Genomic DNA, 20,993 nt, shown 5'->3' with positions numbered 1-20,993 from the left:
TTCACAGTTTTATTATCCAGGGCATCTAGCTTCGCCCGCCCTGCCCACTGACTAAGTTAATGTCATGTTACAACAAAAATGACAACGCTGTCATTTAAAATTATCACTAAATTTGTGACAGCAAGCTTCTCGATCACTGCCCGGTTAACGCCTCTAAGGCGCCCAATTTTTGTTTGCTATTTAACAGGGAGAAAAGCGGTTATCAGCTCTTAGATAACCGCGCTAGCTTACATTGCATTTTCTTTAGCTGGCTTAAATGACCTATTTTTTCGGTCAGTAATCTAGTGCTAAAAGCGAAATGCTAATTGACCTTGAGTGTGCGCCCCTTACGGATACCATCGGCGGCGACGCCTCTGACCTCGACTCTACCTGAGACGCTAACCGCCTCTGTATATTGCTGCCACTGGCCGCCATCGACTCGATACTCTAATCCGAGCCCGGGATAGATGCTGTTTGCCTGCAGGTAACCTTCCTTGATTTTGGCACCTAAGGTTGGCACACGATAGGCTATCCCTGCCCTATCCAGCTTGGCCAGCTCCTTATAGCCTAAGGTGTTGGCAAAAGTTTGCCACTGCTCGCGCTGCTTCTCGCGCATCTCGACCGTGAAGTAGTTTGTCTCTGGGCCATATTTAGCCCCCTGATATTGATATGGCACCTCCCAATCGGCCTTGTGCCATGCCCTTTCAGCCAGCACTAACAGGCGAGGAAACACCATATATTCCACCACTTGATCTGAGCGTATGGTCTCGCTCCAGAGCTGACCCTGGATCCCTTTGAATCTAACGCCTTGATTTAGCGGCCCGCTGAGGCGTTTGCCCTCTTCATCCAGCTTAAGGGTATCGTCGGCCTCAAATGGTTTACCTTCGATATCCGTCCACTGCTCGGCGTTGGCCGGTAGGTTATCTGGCATGAAACTAAAGAGTTTGCGCTCGTTGGTGCTGCGACTCGCCCAGTAATAGCCATGCTCTTTAGGATCGGCCTCGTAGGGGAAATCGAAATAGAGCACCTCGGGATTACTCAGTACCGTATCCCAGCCCAGGTTGGCCTGTGCATGAGCGCGCTGATAGCCGCCGTGGGCAACCACATCCCAGATGTTAGTTTGATTCTTTGCTGGCATACGCTCGGGTCGAGTATGGCTCATGCCATCGCTCCAGCCCGCGGTTTCAATCCCTTTATCGGCCAGCATCTTGGCTACCCGCTCGATAAAGTAAGCCCCAAAATGTGCCTCGCTATCTAGGCCGCTGTCTTTGTCTGCAAGCAGCGCCTGACAGACGGGTGAGTCGATCCAGGCGCCGGCTGTTTCATCGGCGCCAATATGGTAAAGCTCCAGGCTCTGACCTGCAGCCTGGTGCAGCTTGGCTATCTCGCTCACCACCTTGTCGACAAAGTGATAGCTGGAATCCATACAGACATTGAGCGTGTTGTCGTCGTAATATTGAATCGAGGCGTAGCGAGTCTTGTCCAGCGGGTCGATGAGGCGATACTCGTTAGCTGCGGCTTCATTGCCTTCAGCCATCAGACGACGATACCTGGCCTCCATCGACTTGATGGCGGCGCGCGAGTGACCCGGCATATCCATGGACGGTATCACCTGAATTTGACGCGCGCCGGCATACTTAAGGATCTCGATATAATCGGCCTTTGAGTAGAAACCATTGACCTTGCTATCGCCATCTGGGCCGCTGCCCAGCTGCGGCAATAAACAGATATCCTCCTGCAGGTCATGACAACGGCGACTACCTACCTGGGTCAGCTCGGGCAGGCCATCTATCTCCAGACGCCAGCCCTCATCATCGGCCATATGCAGATGTAGCTTATTGAGCTTGTAGGCCGCCATCTGATCCAGCAGGTCTAAGATAAACTGCTTGCTGTGAAAATTACGCGCCACGTCCACATGCATGCCGCGAAAGTCATATCTAGGCTCATCTTCAATCTGCATGGCATTGAGCGATAGGGTGTCGAGAGAGATAAGACTTGTTAGCGACGCCAAGCCATAGGATAAACCGGCATCGTCGCTGGCGCCTATGGTGATGCCATCAGAGGTAATATCGAGGCGATAGCCCCCTTCGGCAAGTTTAGTCTTCGACCGCTCTAACTTGAGTGGAATACCTTGAGGCGATGGCTTAACGCCAAGGCGGACCAGGCGAGCCAAGGCCGCCTCCGCAGACGCCTTAGCTACGCTGCCAGCATCCAGATGATAGCCAGAGGCCAGGGATAACACAGGGCTTTGACTATTGATTACTTGTCGCTTGGGCGTTGGGATTATCGCGTTGACGGCAAGCTCAGGGCGACTCTCAATATCCTGGTTTGCATCAAACAAGACCTGAGGCGTCGCCCACTTAAGCTTATCGGTATCGCTGCGCTTATATTGACTCTCGGCGCTGACATAAGTCTCGACATAGGGCCGCTGCTCCATGCCGGTACTGGCATCGACAGTCAGCAGGGTGCTGCTAATGATCTCGGGCTTAAGGCCGGGCACGACAATATAGTAGTTGGGCATGGCATCAGTTTCCGACAGCTGCCACAACTCACCGAGAAAGGCGATGTCGACCGGCTGACCTTTCTTGAAACCGCTAAATTTATCCGTGGGCGTGATGCGATGCAGATCCCCTTTAACCTGCGTCAACTCAAAGGCATCGGTTAACACCTTTTTCACCGGCCGCATCTGGCTGTAGTAAATAGCCCAATCCTTACGGTCAAAATCAATACCCGGAACTAATTCTATCTGGGCGGCAAAACAGCGGCCATCGACACCTGTTGAGGTGCACTGCTGAGGATAATTGGTCAGGGTGTGATAGTTAACGGCAAGGCTGGTAGCAAACTGATGCAGTGCCTGCTGCGCAGCGCTTTCGCTGACCTGCTGCGCCGCGACGCCTTCATCCTTGGCAATTTGGTTAGTGGTTGGCTGACTGCACCCAAGCAGTCCCAGGCTCATGAGTAATGTTATTGGAATGAGCTTATTATTCATTGTTATCCTCACTTTTCTCGACTTGAACTATCAAGTCTCATTGCGGCCACCCTTCCCCGTCAGCATAGGCAATCAGCTTCCTGCTATTGCGATATCTGAGATAGCCACCACTTTATGCCAATCCTAATAATTAACTGTTCAAGCGAACTTGTTAAAACGTTCGATAACGGCATTACTTTTTTGATTTTAGAATAAATACTTACCTAAAAATCCAGCCTTGCTCTCAAACGTTTTCCCTGCGCTATTGCTGATCACTTACTTATTGCGCTTGGTCTTATTTGCCGCGGCATCTTGGCCTATTTGCAAATAGATGCAACGGCGAAAATAGATCATAGTCAGACATTTATAAACCTTGCAGCTCCCAGACCCCCACCTGGCAATTACAGGCAACCTAGAATTGGCAAGTAATCAGGCTATAGAAAGCGTTCTGGCTACGGCAAGCAATCTGACAATGAAAGAAATCTGTTTATTTAATCTGAATCTCTGCAAGACAACGAACGCCCTGCTGTGCCGCACAGTGTTGTGCTTTGCTCGCTCTTGCGCATTTCCCTAAAGCCCACTCATCAGGCGTCACTCTAATCCAGAAAAAAGCGCTAGATGCATCATGTATCAAGTGCCGCCGATAAAGGCGCCAATTGAGACATAACACATCTAGCCATCTCTAGTATCTGGGGAGAGACTATAGGAAAAAACAAACACAATAACCATTGCTACAAACTTAATGGCTATTGCCAATGCACAAGTTAGGAGACCTCTTCCTAACAATGCAAACCTTACAAAACGAACGTGCCACACAAGCAAATGACAACGCTGTCATTTATTAATTTACCTAAGAAAGAACAGAATTTCTACATTTTTTTGACATTCTGAGGCAATTTTTTATCTGCCAGTTGAAAACCGCCAGTTGCAGACACAGCTACAAAGGCAGTGCCCAGCATTAGCCACCACATAAATATGACAACGCTGTCAACTATTGGTAACATCCAAAAGATACTCAAAGCCGAAAACGAGCGCCAATGCTAACGAAAAGGGCCTATGAGTATGGGGGTGGCGCCAGATGATTTCTTAAAGAAAATAGAAGGTCCTATGAGAAGAGTATCAAGAAGAGCAAACTCATGCCCTACCAGCGATAAATCTAATTCGAAGCGCCGAACAGTGAAAGTTGCTCAACTTAACGCCTTTATCGCACCACTTTCGCGCCTGCTTGCTCTATTAGTGCTTGCACTATGGCCGCCACTAGCGGTAAAAGATTAACCCAGCGTTTCCCAGCCTAACGAACAGAGGGCTAGGAACAAACACCACAAACTAAAATTAACTAAGGTAAAAACATGGCAAAGATTGTCCCTCTATCGACAGAAAAACATCTCAACATCAAGCTGACTCATTCAAACGATTTCAGCCGTTTCAACAAGGAACACCTGATCCCAGTGCTGGCCAGGGAGATCCCTAGCCTGGCAGCCGAATTTCCCATCGTCTTTGTGAAGAATGGTGAGACCGGCCAGTTTATTCCGGTGGCCATCATGGGGATCGAGCCCGAAGTTAACCTCTACTGCCAGAGCAATCAATGGGATGCGCCAATCAGCCCAATCGGCTTTAGCAATGCGCCGCTGTCCATCGCCAGAACTTCGGAAGAAGGCGACAACGTGATCGTCTGCATCGATGAGGATAGTCCTATGGTGTCTGAGGACGCTGGTAATCGACTCTTCACCGACGAGGGTGAGCGCAGTGAATACCTGACGGCGCGAACCAATGCCCTGCTGGATGTCGCCGCCATGCATCAACAGACACAGGCCGTTTGCCAATACCTGGCAGATAAGAACTTACTGATTTCTCAGCAGCTAACGATTAAGCTGGAAAGATCTGAGCAGAAGATCAACATCAATGGTGTCTACCTGATCGACGATAAGGTGCTGAACGAGCTAAGCGATGAGGATTTCCTCGAGCTAAGAAAGAAAGGTTTGCTGCCTATCGTCTATGCTCACAGAGCCTCGCTCAACCAGCTGTCTCGCCTTATCGCCAAGCAAAACCAGTTCGACAAGCTACAATAAGCATCCGCTGCAAGCTAATGGCGGGACGTTGGAATAAACTACGCCCCGCCAAATCGATTGTGCCCTTTCAAAAATCAAACATCATAGCGCTTCGAGCTCAACATTTTTGTAAGCCATATACCGCGATCTTCTCTAGCAACTCCCTGTGTTCTGGCAGCTCCTTCATCAGGTGCTCACCCACACTCGCTATCTGCCTAGCCTGCGCCTGCCAGGCTTCTCTCTGTTTATTACCTGCAAACTGAGGCGCCGTTGGATAATGCATGCCATAGAGGACATAGAGATAATTCTCTAAATCAAACACCTCAAACTTGCTGAAGAAGTCTTGCCTTATAGGGTAATGGTTTTGCCACAGCTTGAGTCGAGTGGAGAGCTCAATGGGAATCGTTGCCGGATCGCGATTATCGACCCAGAACGGCGAATCACTTCTGTCTGACAGGCAGTAGTGCATCTTGATAAATTCGACGACTCGCTCCCAGGCATAGGTCATCACCTGATTCAATTGATCGGCCAGCAAGGCAAGCGCCTCGCTATCCTTAGGCATGCGATTGGCCACGAAGCCTGCGGCAAAATCGGTCAGCAAGATAGAGGTGGCTTCTAAGGGCTCGAGGAAGCCCTGAGCCAATCCCAAGGAGAGGCAATTCTTATGCAAGAACTCCCTGCGATAGCCAAGTTTCATCGGCAAGACCCGATACTGATACTGAGCGACATCCTGCCCCAGATAACGGGAGAGCTTATTAAGCGCTGTGTCATCATCCATATATTTAGAGGAGTAGACAAACCCGACACCGCGCCTATGGGTCAAGGCGATATCCCATATCCAGCCGGCCTGATGCGCCGTCGCCAGGGTATAAGGCGGGATCGCCTCATCCTCATCGACAGGAACCTGCACTGCTATCGCCTTGTCGGCAAACAGCTGATGAGACTTATCGACAAAGGGCACCTTGAGCGTCTTGTCGATAAGCAAGGATTCAAAGCCACTGCAATCGATAAAAAAATCCGCGCCGATACTGCCCCGGCAATCGGTTTCCAGGGAGGCGATATCGCCACTTTCCCTTAGCGTGACCTCTTGCACATTGGCCATGATATGTTCGACGTTGAAACGCCTGGTGGCATTGTCGGCAAGCAGCTTGGCAAACTTAGCCGCATTGAGGTGATAGGCGTAACCCAGCGCTCCCTCATATTCACTGTGGGTGATTCGCTTCGGCGCCCGCCCGGCTTCACACACCTTGTGCTGAGGCGAGACCATGTCGCCGTATGCAGTATTAGTATTATCTAGCCAATGTTGGGTCAGATCCTCTCCCAGAGGACTCGGCATGTCAAACAGGTGATGATAGAAGTTCCCAGCCCCGTGACGGTCCTTATCCATCCAATTGACGAACTTGATTGACTGCTTAAAGGTGACGTCACACCGACGAATAAACTCAGATTCACTTATCCCAAAGCGTTTCAGACTCTGACGAATGGCGGGTACAGTGCCTTCGCCAACCCCAATAATGGGAATATCGGGAGATTCCACCAGCGTGATAGTCACGTCCTGGCGATGTTCTAGGGCCTTACCCAGGTGATTGGCCGCCAACCAGCCTGCCGTGCCGCCGCCCAATATAAGGATACGCTTAATGTCCATAGTTTCACCTCCGCCCTACTCTTGGTCTAATTAAAGGTCGGTGCTAATAACAAGTCGCTGATAAAAAGTTGGTGCTAATAAAAAGCCCAGCTTAAGCCGGGCTTTGTACACTCATGTGTCGATTAGAATCGCAGTGCGACACCCACCTTGTATCTCGCTTCGCCTTCGAAGCTCCATACCGGGTAGTTATCTTTAAACTCGGCGATCACATCTGGGTTGTCGACTGGCGAGACACCGATCTGGATGCTGTCTTCCTCTGTGAGGTTAACGGCTTCGAAGGTCAGATCCATCCAATCGGTCACGCTGTAGTTCATGCTCAGATCCAGCGAGCCATAGTCTTGGTGCTGACGGTTACCATAGAAACCTGGTAGCTCACGCATCATGTATTCACTGCGCCAGTTGTAGGCCAGACGCGCAGAGAAGCTTTCCATCTCATAGTAGCCCACAAGGTTAACCGTGTGCTTAGAAGAATCAGAGAAGACACCCACTTTATCTGGGTAGTTCTCGGCTGGAGAGCCTGCATCGGCGAAGGTATAGTTAACCGAGTAGCCCAGGCCGTTTTCGAACGAGTCTTGCAGCTGTAACTCGACCCCTTCGATATGGCCACCGTTAGCATTGTACTTCTCGCTGACGGTCCAGCAGTCATAGACGCCTACACCACAGGCGCTGTAGCCTTGGTCTCTTAGGTTATCGTCTTCGATGCCAATCTGTTGATTTAGCTTCTGACGAGTGGTGATGAAAGAGCTCACGTCTTTGATGAAGTAGGTCAAAGAGGCCAGACCCTCACCGCCGAAGTACCATTCTAGGCTCACATCGGCCTGGGTCGCCTTAAATGGCTCCAGAGCAACAGAACCACGGTTAAGCTTCTCGTTGCCTGGCGTGCCATCGTTCAGACCCGGCAGGGTCGAAGTAGCAAACAGGTCTGCGTAGTTAGGACGAGACATCACCTGAGCCGCAGTGGTACGTAGCAAGAGATCCGGTGCTAAGTCGAACGTCACGTTGATGCTTGGCAATACGTCACTGTAGCTCGACTTGTCTGTGCTCAACTCATCGGCGAACTGACCGCTTGAACTCAGCGCATAGTAATCAGACTCGATATCGGTCGAGATGAAGCGTAGACCAAAGTTACCGCGGATCCCTTCTGCCTCGAAGTTAGCCATGGCGTAGGCGGCCAGGTTCTTCTCATTCAGGGTACCGTAACCAGACTTATCGCGGGTAAAACCATCGACAGAGGCTTTAGCGTCGCGGATCATGGCATCGAAATTTGGCTTAGGCAGGGTAAAACCTGCGCCAGATGAGATGGTGCCTGAGTAGTATTCAGAGGCATCTTTAGCCACTATGTCACCCACGATTGCCGCGTCAGTTTGCTGCGTCACGTCATGGTCTGCATAGCGTACACCGGCTTTAATCGAGGTGATGGCACCAAAATCTACCGGGAAGGTCAGGTCGAACTGAGCATAGGTCTCTTCGTCGGTGTTAGGCTGCTTCTTCAGTGCCCAACCAGCAGTTTCTAGCTGACCGTTAAAGTCGCCCGCATCGAAAGACTTGTTAGCGATGTCGATAATGATCTTTTCACCGGTAGCGTCATAGTGACCGGCGAAGTCACCAGGCTGACCGATAGAGTTACCATAGTTAGAGGTTAGGCTAGTACCACCATCTGCCTTGGTGTTACCGACGCGGCCTTCAAGGGTGAAACCTTCACCCTCATATTTGAAGTCCAGGTCATAGGTATCTGACGACATCTCGGCTTCACGAGCCCAAGTCTGTGCCCAGGCAAATCCACCCTCGCCCGTATGGGTAATGTCGGTACAAACACCCGCAGCATTGGTTTTGTTACAAGTGCTTACGCCTTGCTGTGTAGGGAAGAGGAAGATAGAGGTGTTGGCGTTGTTTGCCTTAAGATCCAGGCTAGTAACCGTTAGGCCGAACTCTAAGTTGTCGGTTGGACGATACTGAGCGGCAATGTTGTAGGCGGTACGCTCACGATCTTGTTGGAAGGTTGTCGGCACAATTTCGCCCCAACCCAACAAGGTTTCGATACCGTTACGCTGATAGTCGGTTTGAGAGCCCGCAGCAGAAACCAGAACACCGAAGGTTTCGGCCTCGTTTGCCCAACTATACAAGCCAGAGACAGCAGGATCTGTCGCCTCAGAGACAGTACCATAATCGCCCTTGGCGCTTAAGAATAGAGTATTGGCATCTAAGTCCAGCGGCTTACGGGTCTTAACAACCACGGTACCACCAATACCACCTTCTGTGATGTCGGCCTGAGAAGACTTATAGACTTCGATGCCACTGATCATCTCGGGTGGCAGCAGAGAATAGTTAAAGCTACGGTCGATAGCCTGTTGGTCAAACCAACCGGTCGAAGCAACCGAGTGACCATTTAACAGGGTGCGGGTTAGCTGAGCAGATGCGCCGCGAATCGACACCTGCTGGCCTTGACCAAACTGGCGGTTAACGGTAACACCAGGAATACGACCCAGTGACTCACCTACGTCGCCATCGGGGAATTTACCAATGTCTTCGGCTGTAACGGCATCGACAACGGCATCAGAAAATCTTTTGGCGTTAATTGACGCCTTCATCGAAGCACGCAGACCACGTACTTCAATTTTTTCAATATTATCAGTATTAACCGCTTCTGCATCGGCCTCTGCCGCTAGAGCAGAAACAGACACTGCACCGCTCAGCAGCAGCGCAATATTAGTAGCTAGTACACTTTTCTTAAAAGTAGATGGTCGCATCTCGTTTCCCTTCCATAACTTTATTATCTTTTTTCGTATTCATAACCATCCCCGAAGGAATGACAACGCTGTCATGTGAGTACAAAGATTACACAACAATTAACAGATGCGCCACAACAAAATAACCAAAAGCAGGAATTTCTTTGGATTTATACATTTATTAAACAAAACACTCTCGTTGCATCTTGTTGCAATTTACTGATAAACAAGGATAAAAATCACTAGCTTTCGAAACGGGACAAATGTAATTCGGGATAGAAATCAATTTGATGATTGCTTAATAGCGTAAAACTCAGCAATATTGTCGCCAGGGGAAGTGAGATCTGCTGTGTAACCATACAGTACATTGTTTGAGACATATTTGAATTCTGAAGCAGCTAGACGCTGTGCAGACACAAAGAGTATCCGCTAGATGAAAGTCACCATTAATGACGTCGCCAAATATGCCGGCGTCTCCATAAAAACGGTTTCACGGGTCACAAATAACGAGCCTTCGGTTCGTCAGGCGACGATTGATAAAGTGAATCAGGCGATTGCCGCACTTAACTACCAGCCTAATGTCGCTGCCCGTAATCTAGCCGGCACAAAATCCTACGTGATCGCCTTTGTCTACGACAACCCTAATGCCTACTATGTCATTGATATGCAAAATGGTATTTTGTCATCTTGTAAGCAAAGAGGCTATGAGCTCCTCATCCATCCCTGCGATGCTAAGTCAGATAATATCTGCCAGGAGCTGGTCGATATGGTGCGCCATGCCAGGCTGTCAGGCTTGGTTTTAACCCCGCCGCTATCGGAAGACCCAAAAGTCTTGGCTGCCTTGGATCAGATTAATGCCAATTATGTACGCATTATTGCAGGGGAAGAGGTGAGCCCAACCGATGGCTTATCGATCCTGGTCAACGATAAACATGGAGCGGTTTCCATCACCCAGCACCTTATCGATCTCGGCCATAAAAATATCGCCTTTCTGAGCGGTGACCATCAGCACGAATCCACCAAGGAACGTCTCGCCGGTTTTAAGGCCGCCCTGCAAAGCAATCACCTATCGCTTGACGAGTCCAACATCATCAATGGTCAGTATTCTTTTGAATCGGGTGTAGAAGGCGCTAAAACACTGCTGGCGAAAGCCAATCGGCCGACGGCCATAGTCGCCTGTAACGATGAAATTGCCGCGGGGGCTCTCTTCGCGGCTAGGTTAGCAGGGGTAGCAATACCCGACGAACTCTCTATCGTGGGTTTCGAGGACAGCCCCTTCTCTAGACAGACCTGGCCTAAGCTAACCACAGTCCATCAGCCAAATAAGTTGATAGCGCAGACGGCAACCGAGTTACTTATCGAGAATCAGGGCAACAAGCAGAGTGAGACGGCTCATCAGGTCTTCATTCCCGAGCCGGTACTAAGAGACTCATCGGCAAGCCCAAAGGCCTAGGAATCGGCATCAAACTTTGATTAATGATTATCTACAGACAATAAAAAACCGCTGAGATATCAGCGTTTTTTTATAACTTTAGACTTAAACTGCCTCTTCGTTCTCTTCGCCGGTACGAATTCGAATCACGCGTTCGACTTCGGTAACAAATATCTTACCGTCACCTATCTTACCCGTTCTCGCAGTATCGACGATGACTTCGAGCGCCTGATCTAGCTGCTCATCTTGAATAACCAGCTCAATTTTTACTTTAGGCAGGAAATCCACCATATACTCGGCGCCGCGGTAGAGCTCCGTGTGCCCTTTCTGGCGTCCAAAACCTTTGACTTCAGAAACCGTCATGCCGGTAATACCGATCTCCGCCAGAGATTCGCGTACATCATCTAACTTAAACGGCTTAATAATGGCCTCGACCTTCTTCATCAAACGCTCCCTAAAATTCTGCTAACCCAATTCGACAAAACCTAAGTTTATTAGGCACTAGCTTATCACGTCCACCCAAACCACCAAAGATGATTATATCGAGAGATAAAATGATTCAATATTCATAGAGCAGAACAATATATGCCCATCGCCTAAAGTTGAGCTAACTCTTCTATACTCAATGAACTCGCCCCAAAAACGAGTTCAGGTCATTGCAGGAAGCATAGACTACATACAGCAAGGAATAGCCATGAAACATCATAATGGATTTACACTCATAGAATTAATGGTCACACTCGCCGTTGCGACCATACTCCTCTCGGTTGGCCTACCAAGTCTTACAGATCTCTATCAGGCTTACCGAGCCGACGCCGCGATAAAGATGATTCAACAGACTCTTCAGTTCGCCAGAAATACTGCCATCAACTACGGGCTTAGGGTAACGGTTTGCCCAATAAAAGATAACCAATGTACCAATGACTGGCACCTAGGCTTGGGGGTATTTACCGACTCGGGGACCAGCAACCAGCTCGATGACACAGACAAATTGTTGATGCAAACAAGTTCATTTGATAGTGGTGACTTTGTCTACTACAACCGCGCGTCTGCTCGTTTTCAACCTGATGGGCTCGCATCAGGCAGCAACGGAACCTTAAGGTACTGCCCTGGCTCGGCCAACAGCCCTTATTCCAAAGCCGTTATCGTCAATCAAGCCGGTAGAATACGCTTTTCAAAAGAGAAAAATATCAGCTGCAACCAATAACAGCTCCAAAGCTAACGACTCACGCCAATTTTAATCAAGCCGACAAATTATTGGCATTAAAAAGAATAGCTTATATATACTGAAATCCTAAAACTTCTCGCTTATACTAGTGTTAAGTGAATAGAGGATTTTACTCATGATGAAGAATAAAAATGGGTTCACACTCGTTGAACTCATGGTAACTATTGTCGTTGCAGGAATCATATTAACCATAGGGCTCCCATCTTTAATTTCGGCCTATGAAAGCGTCAGAGTAAATCGCAGTATTGAGCGTATCCATAACTTAATGTCTTTTGCCAGAAATCAGGCAATAAGTTACGGCGCGACAGTCAATGTCTGCCCTTTTGCCTCAGCAACCTCTTGTGGAACAGGGACAAATTGGAAGGGAGGAATTAGAGTCTATCTAACCGATGCGGGGGGAACAGACAAAGAACTAAGAGCAATAGATGGTTTTGACACTAATGATTCTGTCAAAGGTTCCGGCCCATTGATTACCTTTAGCGCAGATGGTTTATCTTCCAGCGGTTCTATTATCTATTGCCCAAATGGCAAGGCAAGCGAATCTCAAAGTGTAACAATAAGTAGCAGTGGCCTCATCTCTTATGGTGCCGATGGAAATAGCTGCTAATTTAAAGTCCCTAATAGCAGGGACTCCTATACCAAAATACTATCTGAGAGTACGTTTATCTACAGCATTTGCTTTATCGCTTGTAAAGGAGTCAGACAGCGGTACGCATTCCTCAACTTCTTTAATAAAGTACTTCTTTCCCTTAGCATCTGTTAATTGTTTTCCTGGTAATCCGGCCACTCTAATCGGCAACTGGCTTTCTTCCCACCTATAAAAAACAACTTGCCCTCCCTTTTTGACACTAGTAATGAAACACTTATAATCTTTCATCTTTGCATACGCAGGTGTTATCAGTGCAATCGATATTAGACATATCGTTGTGCTAAGTAGCTTAATCATTTCCAACACTCCTTTGACGGACCTTTAACACCTGCATCCGTCATGGTGATAGTTGCACAAGCCGTATCCCGGCTAGCCTGAGAGCCAATAGCCGTGGCGGTTACCTTAAATGTAGCTCCTCCAGTAGAGGCCACTTTATAATGCTCATGCTCAGTAACGAAAGGATTTGCGCTCATCCCTAACTTGGTTAGATCACTGGCATAAGTTCTATTATCCAAATAGTACTGCTCTTGAAGGTTTGCAACCTCCATCACCGCAGCCACGCCCTCAGCTCGTCCACTTTTAGTCACATAATCAATGTAGGAAGGATATGCAATTGCAGCTAATATTCCCACTATAGCAACGGTGATCATCACCTCTATTAAGGTAAAGCCCTTTAACTTCTGCATTTATTAATTCTTCTCATCCAAATGATAATAAATTCTATTGGTACTTAAACCACTGCCTAAAGACACAGTGCCTTTACACTCTCCATCTTCACACTCGCCTTTGCCCACACCAATGATATAGGCAGTAGAATCTTCACCCTCTTCAGGTTTAGGTATTACAATCTGTGGCGTATCTGGTACCCTTTCACCAATTTCATAGTAGGTTTCGCTGTAAGATCTGGTTCCCTTATGCAGGTCAAATACGTATAAACGTCCCTGTCCTGCGAAGCCACATATTCCGGCATCCAAATCGACATCTGTTCGAGTCGGAGGAATAAATGAAGTAAAATAAACTTTTCCGTCAAATATCAGTGACGCTGATAAAGTCTTTTCTCCAGCAACACTATAGTCGTAAAACCAACCACGTTTGGTTCCAAAAGTAACATTATCACTCTGAGATGATGGCGCAGCTGTGGTGACATCATACAATTCACTAATGGTTAACGCAGCTGGTGCATCGGTACTCGTAAAGGTTTTAGTTACCACATTACGATCTTGAAAAACATAAAACATGTCATTCGTATTTATATCAAGAGGGTGAGTTCGATTTCCTGTACCTATAGTGACAGCGTCATATGGAACACTCTGATAGGTAAGTTCACCACTATTGTCATGAATATTATTAAATTGAGTCTGTGCTACTGATGGCTCTGCAAAAAACATCCTGTCATTTGGAGAAGTAGATGTCGCAATAGACGCAAACTTGAACGTAGACCAAGTCGATTGAGTCGATTCTGGCATATCCATTCGCCAAATATTCCCCCCAATATCCGCAGCATAGATTCTATCCGTTATACCATCATTATTGCTGTCTAAAACGGCAACTTTATTAGGCACACTTGCCATACCTGTCGCTGAAAACTTCTTGATAAATGCACCTGATTTAGCATTAACAATATAAACCGCCTCTCCAGTACCTTCACTTGAGGCCATGCCACCACCAATAACTAACACAGGATCATCAATACCTGGTACAAAGGTGACAACAGGCTCTGACCAAGACTGCCCCAGCTCTTCAAATCCAGTCGAATTTGAATCTATTTTCCATTTAAAACTTGGTGCGTCCGGATTAGTGATATCCAAGGCATAATAGGAAGTACCACCTCTTCGCATACCAAGGAACACCCAAGCCTTATTGACTTTCCCACTAGAATCCGTTTCCGTATAGGCAACTGGTGACAAATCCATACCATACACGCTATGGCTTCCAGTAGAATAATTCTTTCTAAGCGTAGGAACGTTATGCCACAACTCCTGAGGAATAAATGCCCAGGTTTCCGTTACAGAACCAACTGAATAATCATTACTTCCAGAATCGGAATCTTTAAACATGTGAACTAACCCCTGATTAGTTCCCACTATAACTCTAACATCTAGATTTTCTGTTCCATCCGCATTAGGTTTCTCACCAAAGTTAATAGCCAGGGGTTTTGAATGCAGAGGATCGCCCATAATATCTTCTCTGGCATCATATATATTACCATCGTTATCATCATCATCGACATCAACACCATACAACCAATCTAAATCCTCTTGAGAATAGGCTGACGCGAAACCTGAGAATTGAATGCCCACAATACTAGTACCGACATTCGTCCTAATGTTTCGACTTTTTAATGTTGATCTTAAAATGGGCAATACCCCTCCAGAGTTAACCTTATTACCATCGATATTATTAGCAGGACATGTATTCCAATAGGTACAGGTAGAAGCGGCAATATTACCATTAGAATCAATTGCCTTGGAACTTCCTCCTGGACCAACAATCTCTCCTGAAGAATTGACCTTTAACTTCTTAAGATTTCCACTCCATCTAGGCCCCTTACCGGGTAAGAACATTGCAAAGTAAGCTGAATTATAAGTCTGTGTTTTATCGAAATTATTACTGGCAATACTTGGAGAGGTAAATGATGAGTCAATTGATAAAATAGACTTTAAGGCATCATCCATTGCCGCCACCAGATCAAGACCATTCTTAGCAACGTAATAACCTTTAGATACACCCGAATCATCTCTAGGGTTTCCACCTCTAAAAGCAGCCTCTTCCAATAACTTGGCCGCAACGTCAGCTCCTTCGGAAAAACCTATCGTAAATAATCTAACATTCTGCTTATTATCAATGCCATTAGCATCTTTGACTCCCTTAACCATATCATTGTTATACATATAAGCAGCTAAGGCTGGCAGATAACTAGTTTCCGTATCCCCCCAAGAATTGACAAAGTCAAATCCTGAATAGTTTGCAGTATTCTCAGCTGAGCTGGCTAAAGAGATGATCGCACTATCTGCATTACTATCTATTGTCGGTGCGCCATCAGTAATATAAATAATATAGGCCGTATCAGGGCATTTTTTAAATGGCGTAGTATAATTCCCGCCAGTAAGAATACTTGGAGGAGAGTTAGGAATATAACCATCGATTTTATAACTACCCTGAGCATTCTTATCGTCATTACCAAAGGTAACAGGCCCGCCGCTAAAGTACTGGTAAGCCTCATAAAGAGTCTCACATAAAGGGGTGTTAGTTTGAGCTGGCATACCATTAATCAAAGAAATCAAAGAATTCTGATTTGTAGAGGTCATCTCCTTAATGTCATAAACAATACGCCCGCCATCTGCGTCGCCTTCATCTGGATAATTCAAGTTAAATACAGCTAACCCAGCATCGATTGGAATAGATAATGACGTCAAGGCTGTTGTCAATGCATCTTTTGCAACTTCTAAACGAGTACCTGTCCCACCACTATTTTGCCCTTCCTCTGTGGTAGTAACCCACTGATACCAAACTAGGTAGTGTGCTGTATAAAGGGTCACTGGTGTACCTTTACCAAACTCAGTGTTTTCAAGGCTATAATCACGAGCGCTTGAATCTGTTGAGTCGGTGTACATTTTCTTTGAATCTATAGGGTAACCAGGATCAAATGGTACAGAGCTTCCTCCTACCTTTTCCAACCCTGGATTCTCTGGATCACTATCCAGAATATCTTGGTGACAATCAACAACTTGCCCACGATTAAACCCTTCGTTATCTGCCAAGGGATACCATTTCCCCGTATTGCCACTGGACTTAAATTCTCGTAAATATCCCGTATAGCGTCCTCTTTCTTGCAATGCAATAGCAGCTTTATGACAGTTATTATTAGCGGCATAAAAGCGTCGCGAATCTTTCGGCTCATCGGGAGTAGGCATGTTACTGGTATTATCTATTCCGCCAGCATTCCAATAAATTCCTTTCTCGTTTATATAACCAGAATAGCCAGCTAAATAATCACCGAAACCATCGGCATAATCACAAATACCATTTGCTTTATCATCAGCTGAACAGTAGGAACTAGTCGCATTCTGGTCCTCAGTTGACATACTTCCTGAATTATCAAATACAAATAAAACTTGGGGCCTTTTTCCCGAGCGCACATTCGAGTCAATCAAATAGAGTTCTGTATCATCAGCTATAGTCATTCCAGAAACTACGACCAAAGCCATAACTGTGCTGCATAGTAATTTCTTAAACATAATCCTAGTTTCCTGTAAGTACTTGCTGTTCGATGCCTGAAGCTACTGTTAGAGAGCCGAGATTGTCACGGCCAAAAACGGCAGTACTGGTAACCTGAGCACGACGACAACTCACTAAGTTAGCCCCTGTGGCGTTGGTAGTTCTTTGACAACCAACATCCTTAACTGCTGTCTCAGGGAGTGGGGTTATCACTTGCGTACTACTAAAAGTTGTCTCGGTGACCTTATTAGAAAGATTGGCAAAAGCGGCACCGGAATAATTATCAATAACTTGCGAAAGCCCACCGTCAGCTATTGCCTTAGCTTCAATTCTTTCAGAGCCAGCACCAGCCATACGAAGAGACTGTGTAGAGTTAACAGCTAAAGCAACACCTATTACAGTCATGATAATGAGAATTATCAGGGAAAGAAAAAGTACTATCCCCTGCTGTTTTTTCATCATCTTTAGCTCCTTATTAGTACTGGGTTTTCCAATACCACCGTTGTCGACATAACCTTACGTCTAAAATTATCTTTGATAGGCTGTATCTGCTTATCACCCAATTGATAAGTGGTCTCATTCGTATATGATGGGTCATTCTGGACAGAACGAACCAAAACAAAAACTTTTATCGCAACCAAACGCTGAAATGATTCGTTATCCCACATTAGCGAGGTCACTTGGGATTCGGGAATGTAGCGATCTGGCGTGCTATCGCCATCATTATCAAATCCATAAAGGAAACGAACATTTTCTATTCCTTCCACTAATTGCTCAAAGTTATTCATTCCCTTATTTGTTAGAGTAATTCGTCGTAATACTGGAGTACCTGCTGCATCATCTGCAATATAGTAAACATGATGCTGATATTCCCAGATCCTTGGATTGGTTAGGGCTGCTACTGGGTTAGCACCGACGAAAAATGCAACTTCACTAGAGTTCGTAGCAGCAAATATGGCATCACTATTACCATTTGCTACATTGGGCCCAATAAAGCGTTTCATCTGTAATACATCGGTATTTTTATTAACCGTTACACCAGCCAAGCAGCTTAAAGAGCTACCTCCAACGCCACTTTCGTATCCCCACAACCGCCTGAAATGAGCAGGTTGCGTATTAGGAAGCGTCGCATTATTTAATCCAGCGCCAACACAATCAATGAAACCTGATGTGGGCACTTCAAGTACAGTGTTTGTCCCAACAACAAAATCCGTCCCCGTAATATCCCCCATAAATCCAAGCTGAGAGATATCTCGCTCCATTATGGCAAGCGCTATCCGTCCATTTTCTTGCAATTGATTAAACTGGCTCGTAGTCGTTACATTCGAAGACGACATACTAAACATGGTAAAAAGCCCAGCCGATAAAAACAGACTTATAACTAGAGCTACCATCATTTCTACAAGTGACAGGCCCTTTTGCTTATTTTTTATTTTCAAAGCCATATCCATCTAGATGATCACTGTTTGTATTGAGTAAAGACGACGTCGATTGCTTGCTGTGCCGCAATCACCCGAGCTTCCTGCATCAGAGGTAGCTCTTATCCCTTTCCACGCCATAACAACATTTACGGTATTCCCATTAACCGTAACGCAAGCTGTCGGAGTATCAAGTCCTCCTACATTTTGCCCTCCCACGACCTCAGCCGCACCGATAAACGCTGAACGCCACTCATATAAATCCCAAGCGACAGTCTGAGAGGGAGAGCATAAGGCTGCGCCAGTACAGGCGGGATTTGGCAGAGTTGGCGCGCCACTATAGGTGCCAGCATAATTTGCTATCTGGCTAGGATTTAACTTCATGCGATTGATAATATCGTTGGCGTAGTATGAAGCCTGGGTCTGTTGAAAAGACTCGAAGCTGCCTCGCTTAGAAACAACGTGTAGATTAAATATGCCGATCAGGCCAACAACAAGAATGACGAGCGAAACCATCACCTCTATTAGGGAAAACCCTTTCCCACGTTTTACCATGATGTCAAATCTCCGATATTAGCCATACTTTTGACAGTCGTTTCAGTCGTTTAGTCTTTTAAAATCTGAAAGTTAGCATAACTTTAAACTATACTAGTTAATCATAGATTAGTCGAATGTTACTCGCTAGTAATATTAGGTCTAAAAAGGAAATTCGATATGCCAAGGGCAATTTTTAGGCAACAAAAAAGGAGGCTTTAGCCTCCTTTTCCTACCAAAACAGTAAGATACCTAGCGTAGTTCAGCCGGTACGGCAAATACGGTATCTTCTTTACGCCCTTCCACCTCGGTGATCACACTAGGTGCCAACTTGGCGATAGCATCGATAACCTGTTGTACCAACACCTCCGGCGCAGATGCGCCAGCGGTAACGGCAACCTTTTCGATGTCGTTAAACCATTCGGGTTTAATGTCGTCGGCATTGTCCACAAGATAAGACTGTGTGCCCTTCTTAATGGCCAGTTCCATCAAACGATTCGAGTTGGAGCTGTTCTTAGAGCCCACCACAATGAAGAGGTCGACGTCATCGGCGACGTTACGCACCGCATCTTGTCGGTTCTGGGTCGCGTAGCAGATATCGTCCTTACGTGGTCCCTGGATTGACGGGAAACGCTTCTGCAAAGCCGCAATCACATCTGCAGTATCGTCCATAGACAGAGTCGTCTGTGTCACGAAACAGAGGTTATCAGGGTCTTTCACCACTAAGGCCTCAACATCGGCAGGTGACTCTACCAACAACACGCCGCCCTCAGGGTTATCGTATTGTCCCATGGTGCCTTCAACCTCAGGGTGGCCCGCATGGCCGATAAGGATGCACTCTATCCCCTTACGGCTGGCACGGGTGACCTGCAGATGCACCTTGGTCACCAATGGGCAGGTGGCATCGAATACTCGCAGGCCACGTTTTTTCGCCTCGGCACGAACCGCCTGGGATACACCGTGAGCACTGAAGATCACTATGCTGTCGTCCGGCACTTGGTCTAGTTCGTCAACAAATACCGCGCCCCTGTCTTTGAGGTTTTGCACAACATATCGATTATGCACCACTTCATGACGTACATATATTGGCGGCGAGAACAGCTCTAGCGCCCTCTCGACTATGCTGATGGCCCGATCTACACCGGCACAAAAACCTCGCGGATTGGCCAGTTTAATCTGCAGACTTTGAGGAGGTTGCGTCATGATTAGAGCTCCTGAACCACTTCCAATTCAAATGTCACCGCCCGGCCCGCCAATGGATGATTAAGATCGACGGTTACCGAATCCCCAACTACCTCTCGGACGATACCTGGGATCTCACTGCCACCAGGACCAGCGAAACTGACGATTACGCCAGTTTCGAGCTGCATGTCGGCAGGAAACTTACTCCTGTCCATATGGTGAATAGCATCCGGGTTTGACTCACCAAAGGCGTCCGCTGCTGCCAGTGTAAAGCTGTGCTTATCGCCTTGCTTGAGGTTCGAAAGCTCGGCCTCAAATGCCGGACTCAGACTCTGGTCGCCAATGTTTAACTTGGCCGGTTTACCAGAGGCCTTAGTGCTATCTGCGGTCGAACCATCTTCCAGCAGGATATTCATATGGCACAATAATGAACGTGTAACAGTCACTTCTTACCCCTTTGCAACGTCTTCGCCATTTGGCTTACGCTCTGAAATAAACGAATCCAAGATGATGAGTCCGGCGCCGACACAGATCGCCGAATCGGCAATGTTGAAGGCCGGGAAATGACTCGTATTCCAATAAAAATCGAGAAAATCGACCACGAAGCCATGTTGCAAGCGATCAATTAAATTCCCCAATGCCCCACCAATCACTAAGGTATAGGCCAGATTTAAGCGCCATAATCCTTTCGATTGCTTCCGCAGCCAGACGGTCAGCAAGGTACTAAAACCGACTGCTACCAAGGTAAACAACCAACGCTGCCACCCACCGGCATCATCTAAAAAGCTAAAGGCGGCGCCATAATTTCTTACATAAGTGAAATTAAAAAATGGCAATAAGTTAATTGACTCTCTCAGGTCAAAATTGGCTAGTACCCATTGTTTGGATAGTTGATCGGCAACGAACACCAATACAACTACCCAATACCAACGTAAGCCACTCTCTTTCCAGCTAGATGGCATTCGA

Annotated in this window: 17 protein-coding genes; 4 read left to right on the top strand and 13 right to left on the bottom strand. The window is 46.9% G+C overall.

The annotated features are described in order from the left end of the window. Positions 1–301: 301 nt before the first annotated feature. Positions 302–2,968, bottom strand: coding sequence for a beta-N-acetylhexosaminidase (locus tag K0H80_RS05555; protein ID WP_220073368.1), 2,667 nt, complete (start codon positions 2,966–2,968; stop codon positions 302–304). A 1,328-nt stretch (positions 2,969–4,296) separates the two neighbouring features. On the opposite strand from K0H80_RS05555, the gene K0H80_RS05550 reads away from it, so the two are divergent. Continuing rightward, positions 4,297–5,016, top strand: coding sequence for a SapC family protein (locus K0H80_RS05550; RefSeq protein WP_220073367.1), 720 nt, complete (start codon positions 4,297–4,299; stop codon positions 5,014–5,016). Positions 5,017–5,113: 97 nt separating this feature from the next. Here K0H80_RS05550 and K0H80_RS05545 read toward each other — a convergent pair whose 3' ends face one another. Both K0H80_RS05545 and K0H80_RS05540 read right to left on the bottom strand, forming a co-directional pair. Further along, the gene (locus K0H80_RS05545; protein ID WP_220073366.1) at positions 5,114–6,640 is read right to left on the bottom strand and encodes a tryptophan halogenase family protein; all 1,527 of its coding nucleotides are present in this window, start codon (positions 6,638–6,640) and stop codon (positions 5,114–5,116) included. Between the two features lie 122 nt (positions 6,641–6,762). Continuing rightward, the gene (locus tag K0H80_RS05540) at positions 6,763–9,387 is read right to left on the bottom strand and encodes a TonB-dependent receptor (protein ID WP_220073365.1); all 2,625 of its coding nucleotides are present in this window, start codon (positions 9,385–9,387) and stop codon (positions 6,763–6,765) included. 412 nt (positions 9,388–9,799) lie between these two features. On the opposite strand from K0H80_RS05540, the gene K0H80_RS05535 reads away from it, so the two are divergent. Continuing rightward, positions 9,800–10,819: a LacI family DNA-binding transcriptional regulator gene (locus tag K0H80_RS05535; protein WP_220073364.1), complete on the top strand. Its 1,020-nt coding sequence runs from the start codon at positions 9,800–9,802 to the stop codon at positions 10,817–10,819. Between the two features lie 84 nt (positions 10,820–10,903). Here the strand turns inward: K0H80_RS05535 and K0H80_RS05530 are convergent, their stop codons facing one another. Beyond that, positions 10,904–11,242 carry a P-II family nitrogen regulator gene (locus K0H80_RS05530; protein WP_011864914.1) on the bottom strand — a complete coding sequence of 113 codons (339 nt, stop codon included), beginning with the start codon at positions 11,240–11,242 and terminating at the stop codon, positions 10,904–10,906. 250 nt (positions 11,243–11,492) lie between these two features. On the opposite strand from K0H80_RS05530, the gene K0H80_RS05525 reads away from it, so the two are divergent. Continuing rightward, the gene (locus tag K0H80_RS05525; RefSeq protein ID WP_220073363.1) at positions 11,493–12,005 is read left to right on the top strand and encodes a GspH/FimT family pseudopilin; all 513 of its coding nucleotides are present in this window, start codon (positions 11,493–11,495) and stop codon (positions 12,003–12,005) included. Positions 12,006–12,141: 136 nt separating this feature from the next. Continuing rightward, complete coding sequence (locus K0H80_RS05520) at positions 12,142–12,633, top strand: GspH/FimT family pseudopilin (protein ID WP_011864912.1); 492 nt, start codon at positions 12,142–12,144, stop codon at positions 12,631–12,633. Between the two features lie 39 nt (positions 12,634–12,672). On the opposite strand, the gene K0H80_RS05515 is transcribed toward K0H80_RS05520, so the two are convergent. The 9 genes from K0H80_RS05515 to lspA form a co-directional block, all read right to left on the bottom strand. Beyond that, positions 12,673–12,972 carry a TapY2 family type IVa secretion system protein gene (locus K0H80_RS05515; protein ID WP_041406494.1) on the bottom strand — a complete coding sequence of 100 codons (300 nt, stop codon included), beginning with the start codon at positions 12,970–12,972 and terminating at the stop codon, positions 12,673–12,675. Further along, a complete protein-coding gene (locus tag K0H80_RS05510) occupies positions 12,969–13,361 on the bottom strand; it encodes a type IV pilin protein (protein WP_011864911.1) in 393 nt (130 codons plus the stop codon). The genes K0H80_RS05515 and K0H80_RS05510 overlap by 4 nt, the downstream gene beginning before the upstream one ends. 3 nt (positions 13,362–13,364) lie before the next feature. Next, positions 13,365–16,913 carry a pilus assembly protein gene (locus K0H80_RS05505; RefSeq protein WP_011864910.1) on the bottom strand — a complete coding sequence of 1,183 codons (3,549 nt, stop codon included), beginning with the start codon at positions 16,911–16,913 and terminating at the stop codon, positions 13,365–13,367. Positions 16,914–16,917: 4 nt separating this feature from the next. Then, the gene (locus tag K0H80_RS05500) at positions 16,918–17,352 is read right to left on the bottom strand and encodes a pilus assembly PilX N-terminal domain-containing protein (RefSeq protein ID WP_011864909.1); all 435 of its coding nucleotides are present in this window, start codon (positions 17,350–17,352) and stop codon (positions 16,918–16,920) included. Positions 17,353–17,357: 5 nt separating this feature from the next. After that, a complete protein-coding gene (locus K0H80_RS05495) occupies positions 17,358–18,344 on the bottom strand; it encodes a PilW family protein (RefSeq protein WP_434086636.1) in 987 nt (328 codons plus the stop codon). After that, positions 18,345–18,866, bottom strand: coding sequence for a type IV pilus modification protein PilV (pilV, locus tag K0H80_RS05490; RefSeq protein ID WP_220073362.1), 522 nt, complete (start codon positions 18,864–18,866; stop codon positions 18,345–18,347). Positions 18,867–19,097: 231 nt separating this feature from the next. Then, positions 19,098–20,027, bottom strand: coding sequence for a 4-hydroxy-3-methylbut-2-enyl diphosphate reductase (gene ispH / locus K0H80_RS05485; RefSeq protein ID WP_190272423.1), 930 nt, complete (start codon positions 20,025–20,027; stop codon positions 19,098–19,100). Positions 20,028–20,050: 23 nt separating this feature from the next. After that, entirely contained in the window at positions 20,051–20,473 is a 423-nt protein-coding gene (fkpB, locus tag K0H80_RS05480; RefSeq protein WP_011864905.1) for an FKBP-type peptidyl-prolyl cis-trans isomerase, read from the bottom strand. A 3-nt stretch (positions 20,474–20,476) separates the two neighbouring features. Next, a complete protein-coding gene (gene lspA / locus K0H80_RS05475; RefSeq protein ID WP_220073361.1) occupies positions 20,477–20,989 on the bottom strand; it encodes a signal peptidase II in 513 nt (170 codons plus the stop codon). Between the last annotated feature and the right edge of the window lie 4 nt (positions 20,990–20,993).

The sequence above is a fragment of the Shewanella aegiceratis genome (assembly GCF_019457495.1).
Taxonomy (GTDB): Bacteria; Pseudomonadota; Gammaproteobacteria; order Enterobacterales; family Shewanellaceae; genus Shewanella; species Shewanella loihica.
This window is presented reverse-complemented; position numbering and strand designations above follow the sequence as displayed.

Bases quoted from the DNA above. Each gene is read 5' to 3' on its own strand.
- K0H80_RS05505 (WP_011864910.1), bottom strand. From the start codon at position 16,913: ATGTTTAAGAAATTACTATGCAGCACAGTTATGGCTTTGGTCGTAGTT.
- K0H80_RS05500 (WP_011864909.1), bottom strand. From the start codon at position 17,352: ATGAAAAAACAGCAGGGGATAGTACTTTTTCTTTCCCTGATAATTCTC.
- K0H80_RS05545 (WP_220073366.1), bottom strand. From the start codon at position 6,640: ATGGACATTAAGCGTATCCTTATATTGGGCGGCGGCACGGCAGGCTGG.
- K0H80_RS05515 (WP_041406494.1), bottom strand. From the start codon at position 12,972: ATGATTAAGCTACTTAGCACAACGATATGTCTAATATCGATTGCACTG.
- K0H80_RS05535 (WP_220073364.1), top strand. From the start codon at position 9,800: ATGAAAGTCACCATTAATGACGTCGCCAAATATGCCGGCGTCTCCATA.
- K0H80_RS05520 (WP_011864912.1), top strand. From the start codon at position 12,142: ATGATGAAGAATAAAAATGGGTTCACACTCGTTGAACTCATGGTAACT.
- K0H80_RS05530 (WP_011864914.1), bottom strand. From the start codon at position 11,242: ATGAAGAAGGTCGAGGCCATTATTAAGCCGTTTAAGTTAGATGATGTA.
- K0H80_RS05550 (WP_220073367.1), top strand. From the start codon at position 4,297: ATGGCAAAGATTGTCCCTCTATCGACAGAAAAACATCTCAACATCAAG.
- lspA (WP_220073361.1), bottom strand. From the start codon at position 20,989: ATGCCATCTAGCTGGAAAGAGAGTGGCTTACGTTGGTATTGGGTAGTT.
- K0H80_RS05495 (WP_434086636.1), bottom strand. From the start codon at position 18,344: ATGGATATGGCTTTGAAAATAAAAAATAAGCAAAAGGGCCTGTCACTT.
- K0H80_RS05555 (WP_220073368.1), bottom strand. From the start codon at position 2,968: ATGAATAATAAGCTCATTCCAATAACATTACTCATGAGCCTGGGACTG.
- K0H80_RS05540 (WP_220073365.1), bottom strand. From the start codon at position 9,387: ATGCGACCATCTACTTTTAAGAAAAGTGTACTAGCTACTAATATTGCG.
- K0H80_RS05525 (WP_220073363.1), top strand. From the start codon at position 11,493: ATGAAACATCATAATGGATTTACACTCATAGAATTAATGGTCACACTC.
- K0H80_RS05510 (WP_011864911.1), bottom strand. From the start codon at position 13,361: ATGCAGAAGTTAAAGGGCTTTACCTTAATAGAGGTGATGATCACCGTT.
- pilV (WP_220073362.1), bottom strand. From the start codon at position 18,866: ATGGTAAAACGTGGGAAAGGGTTTTCCCTAATAGAGGTGATGGTTTCG.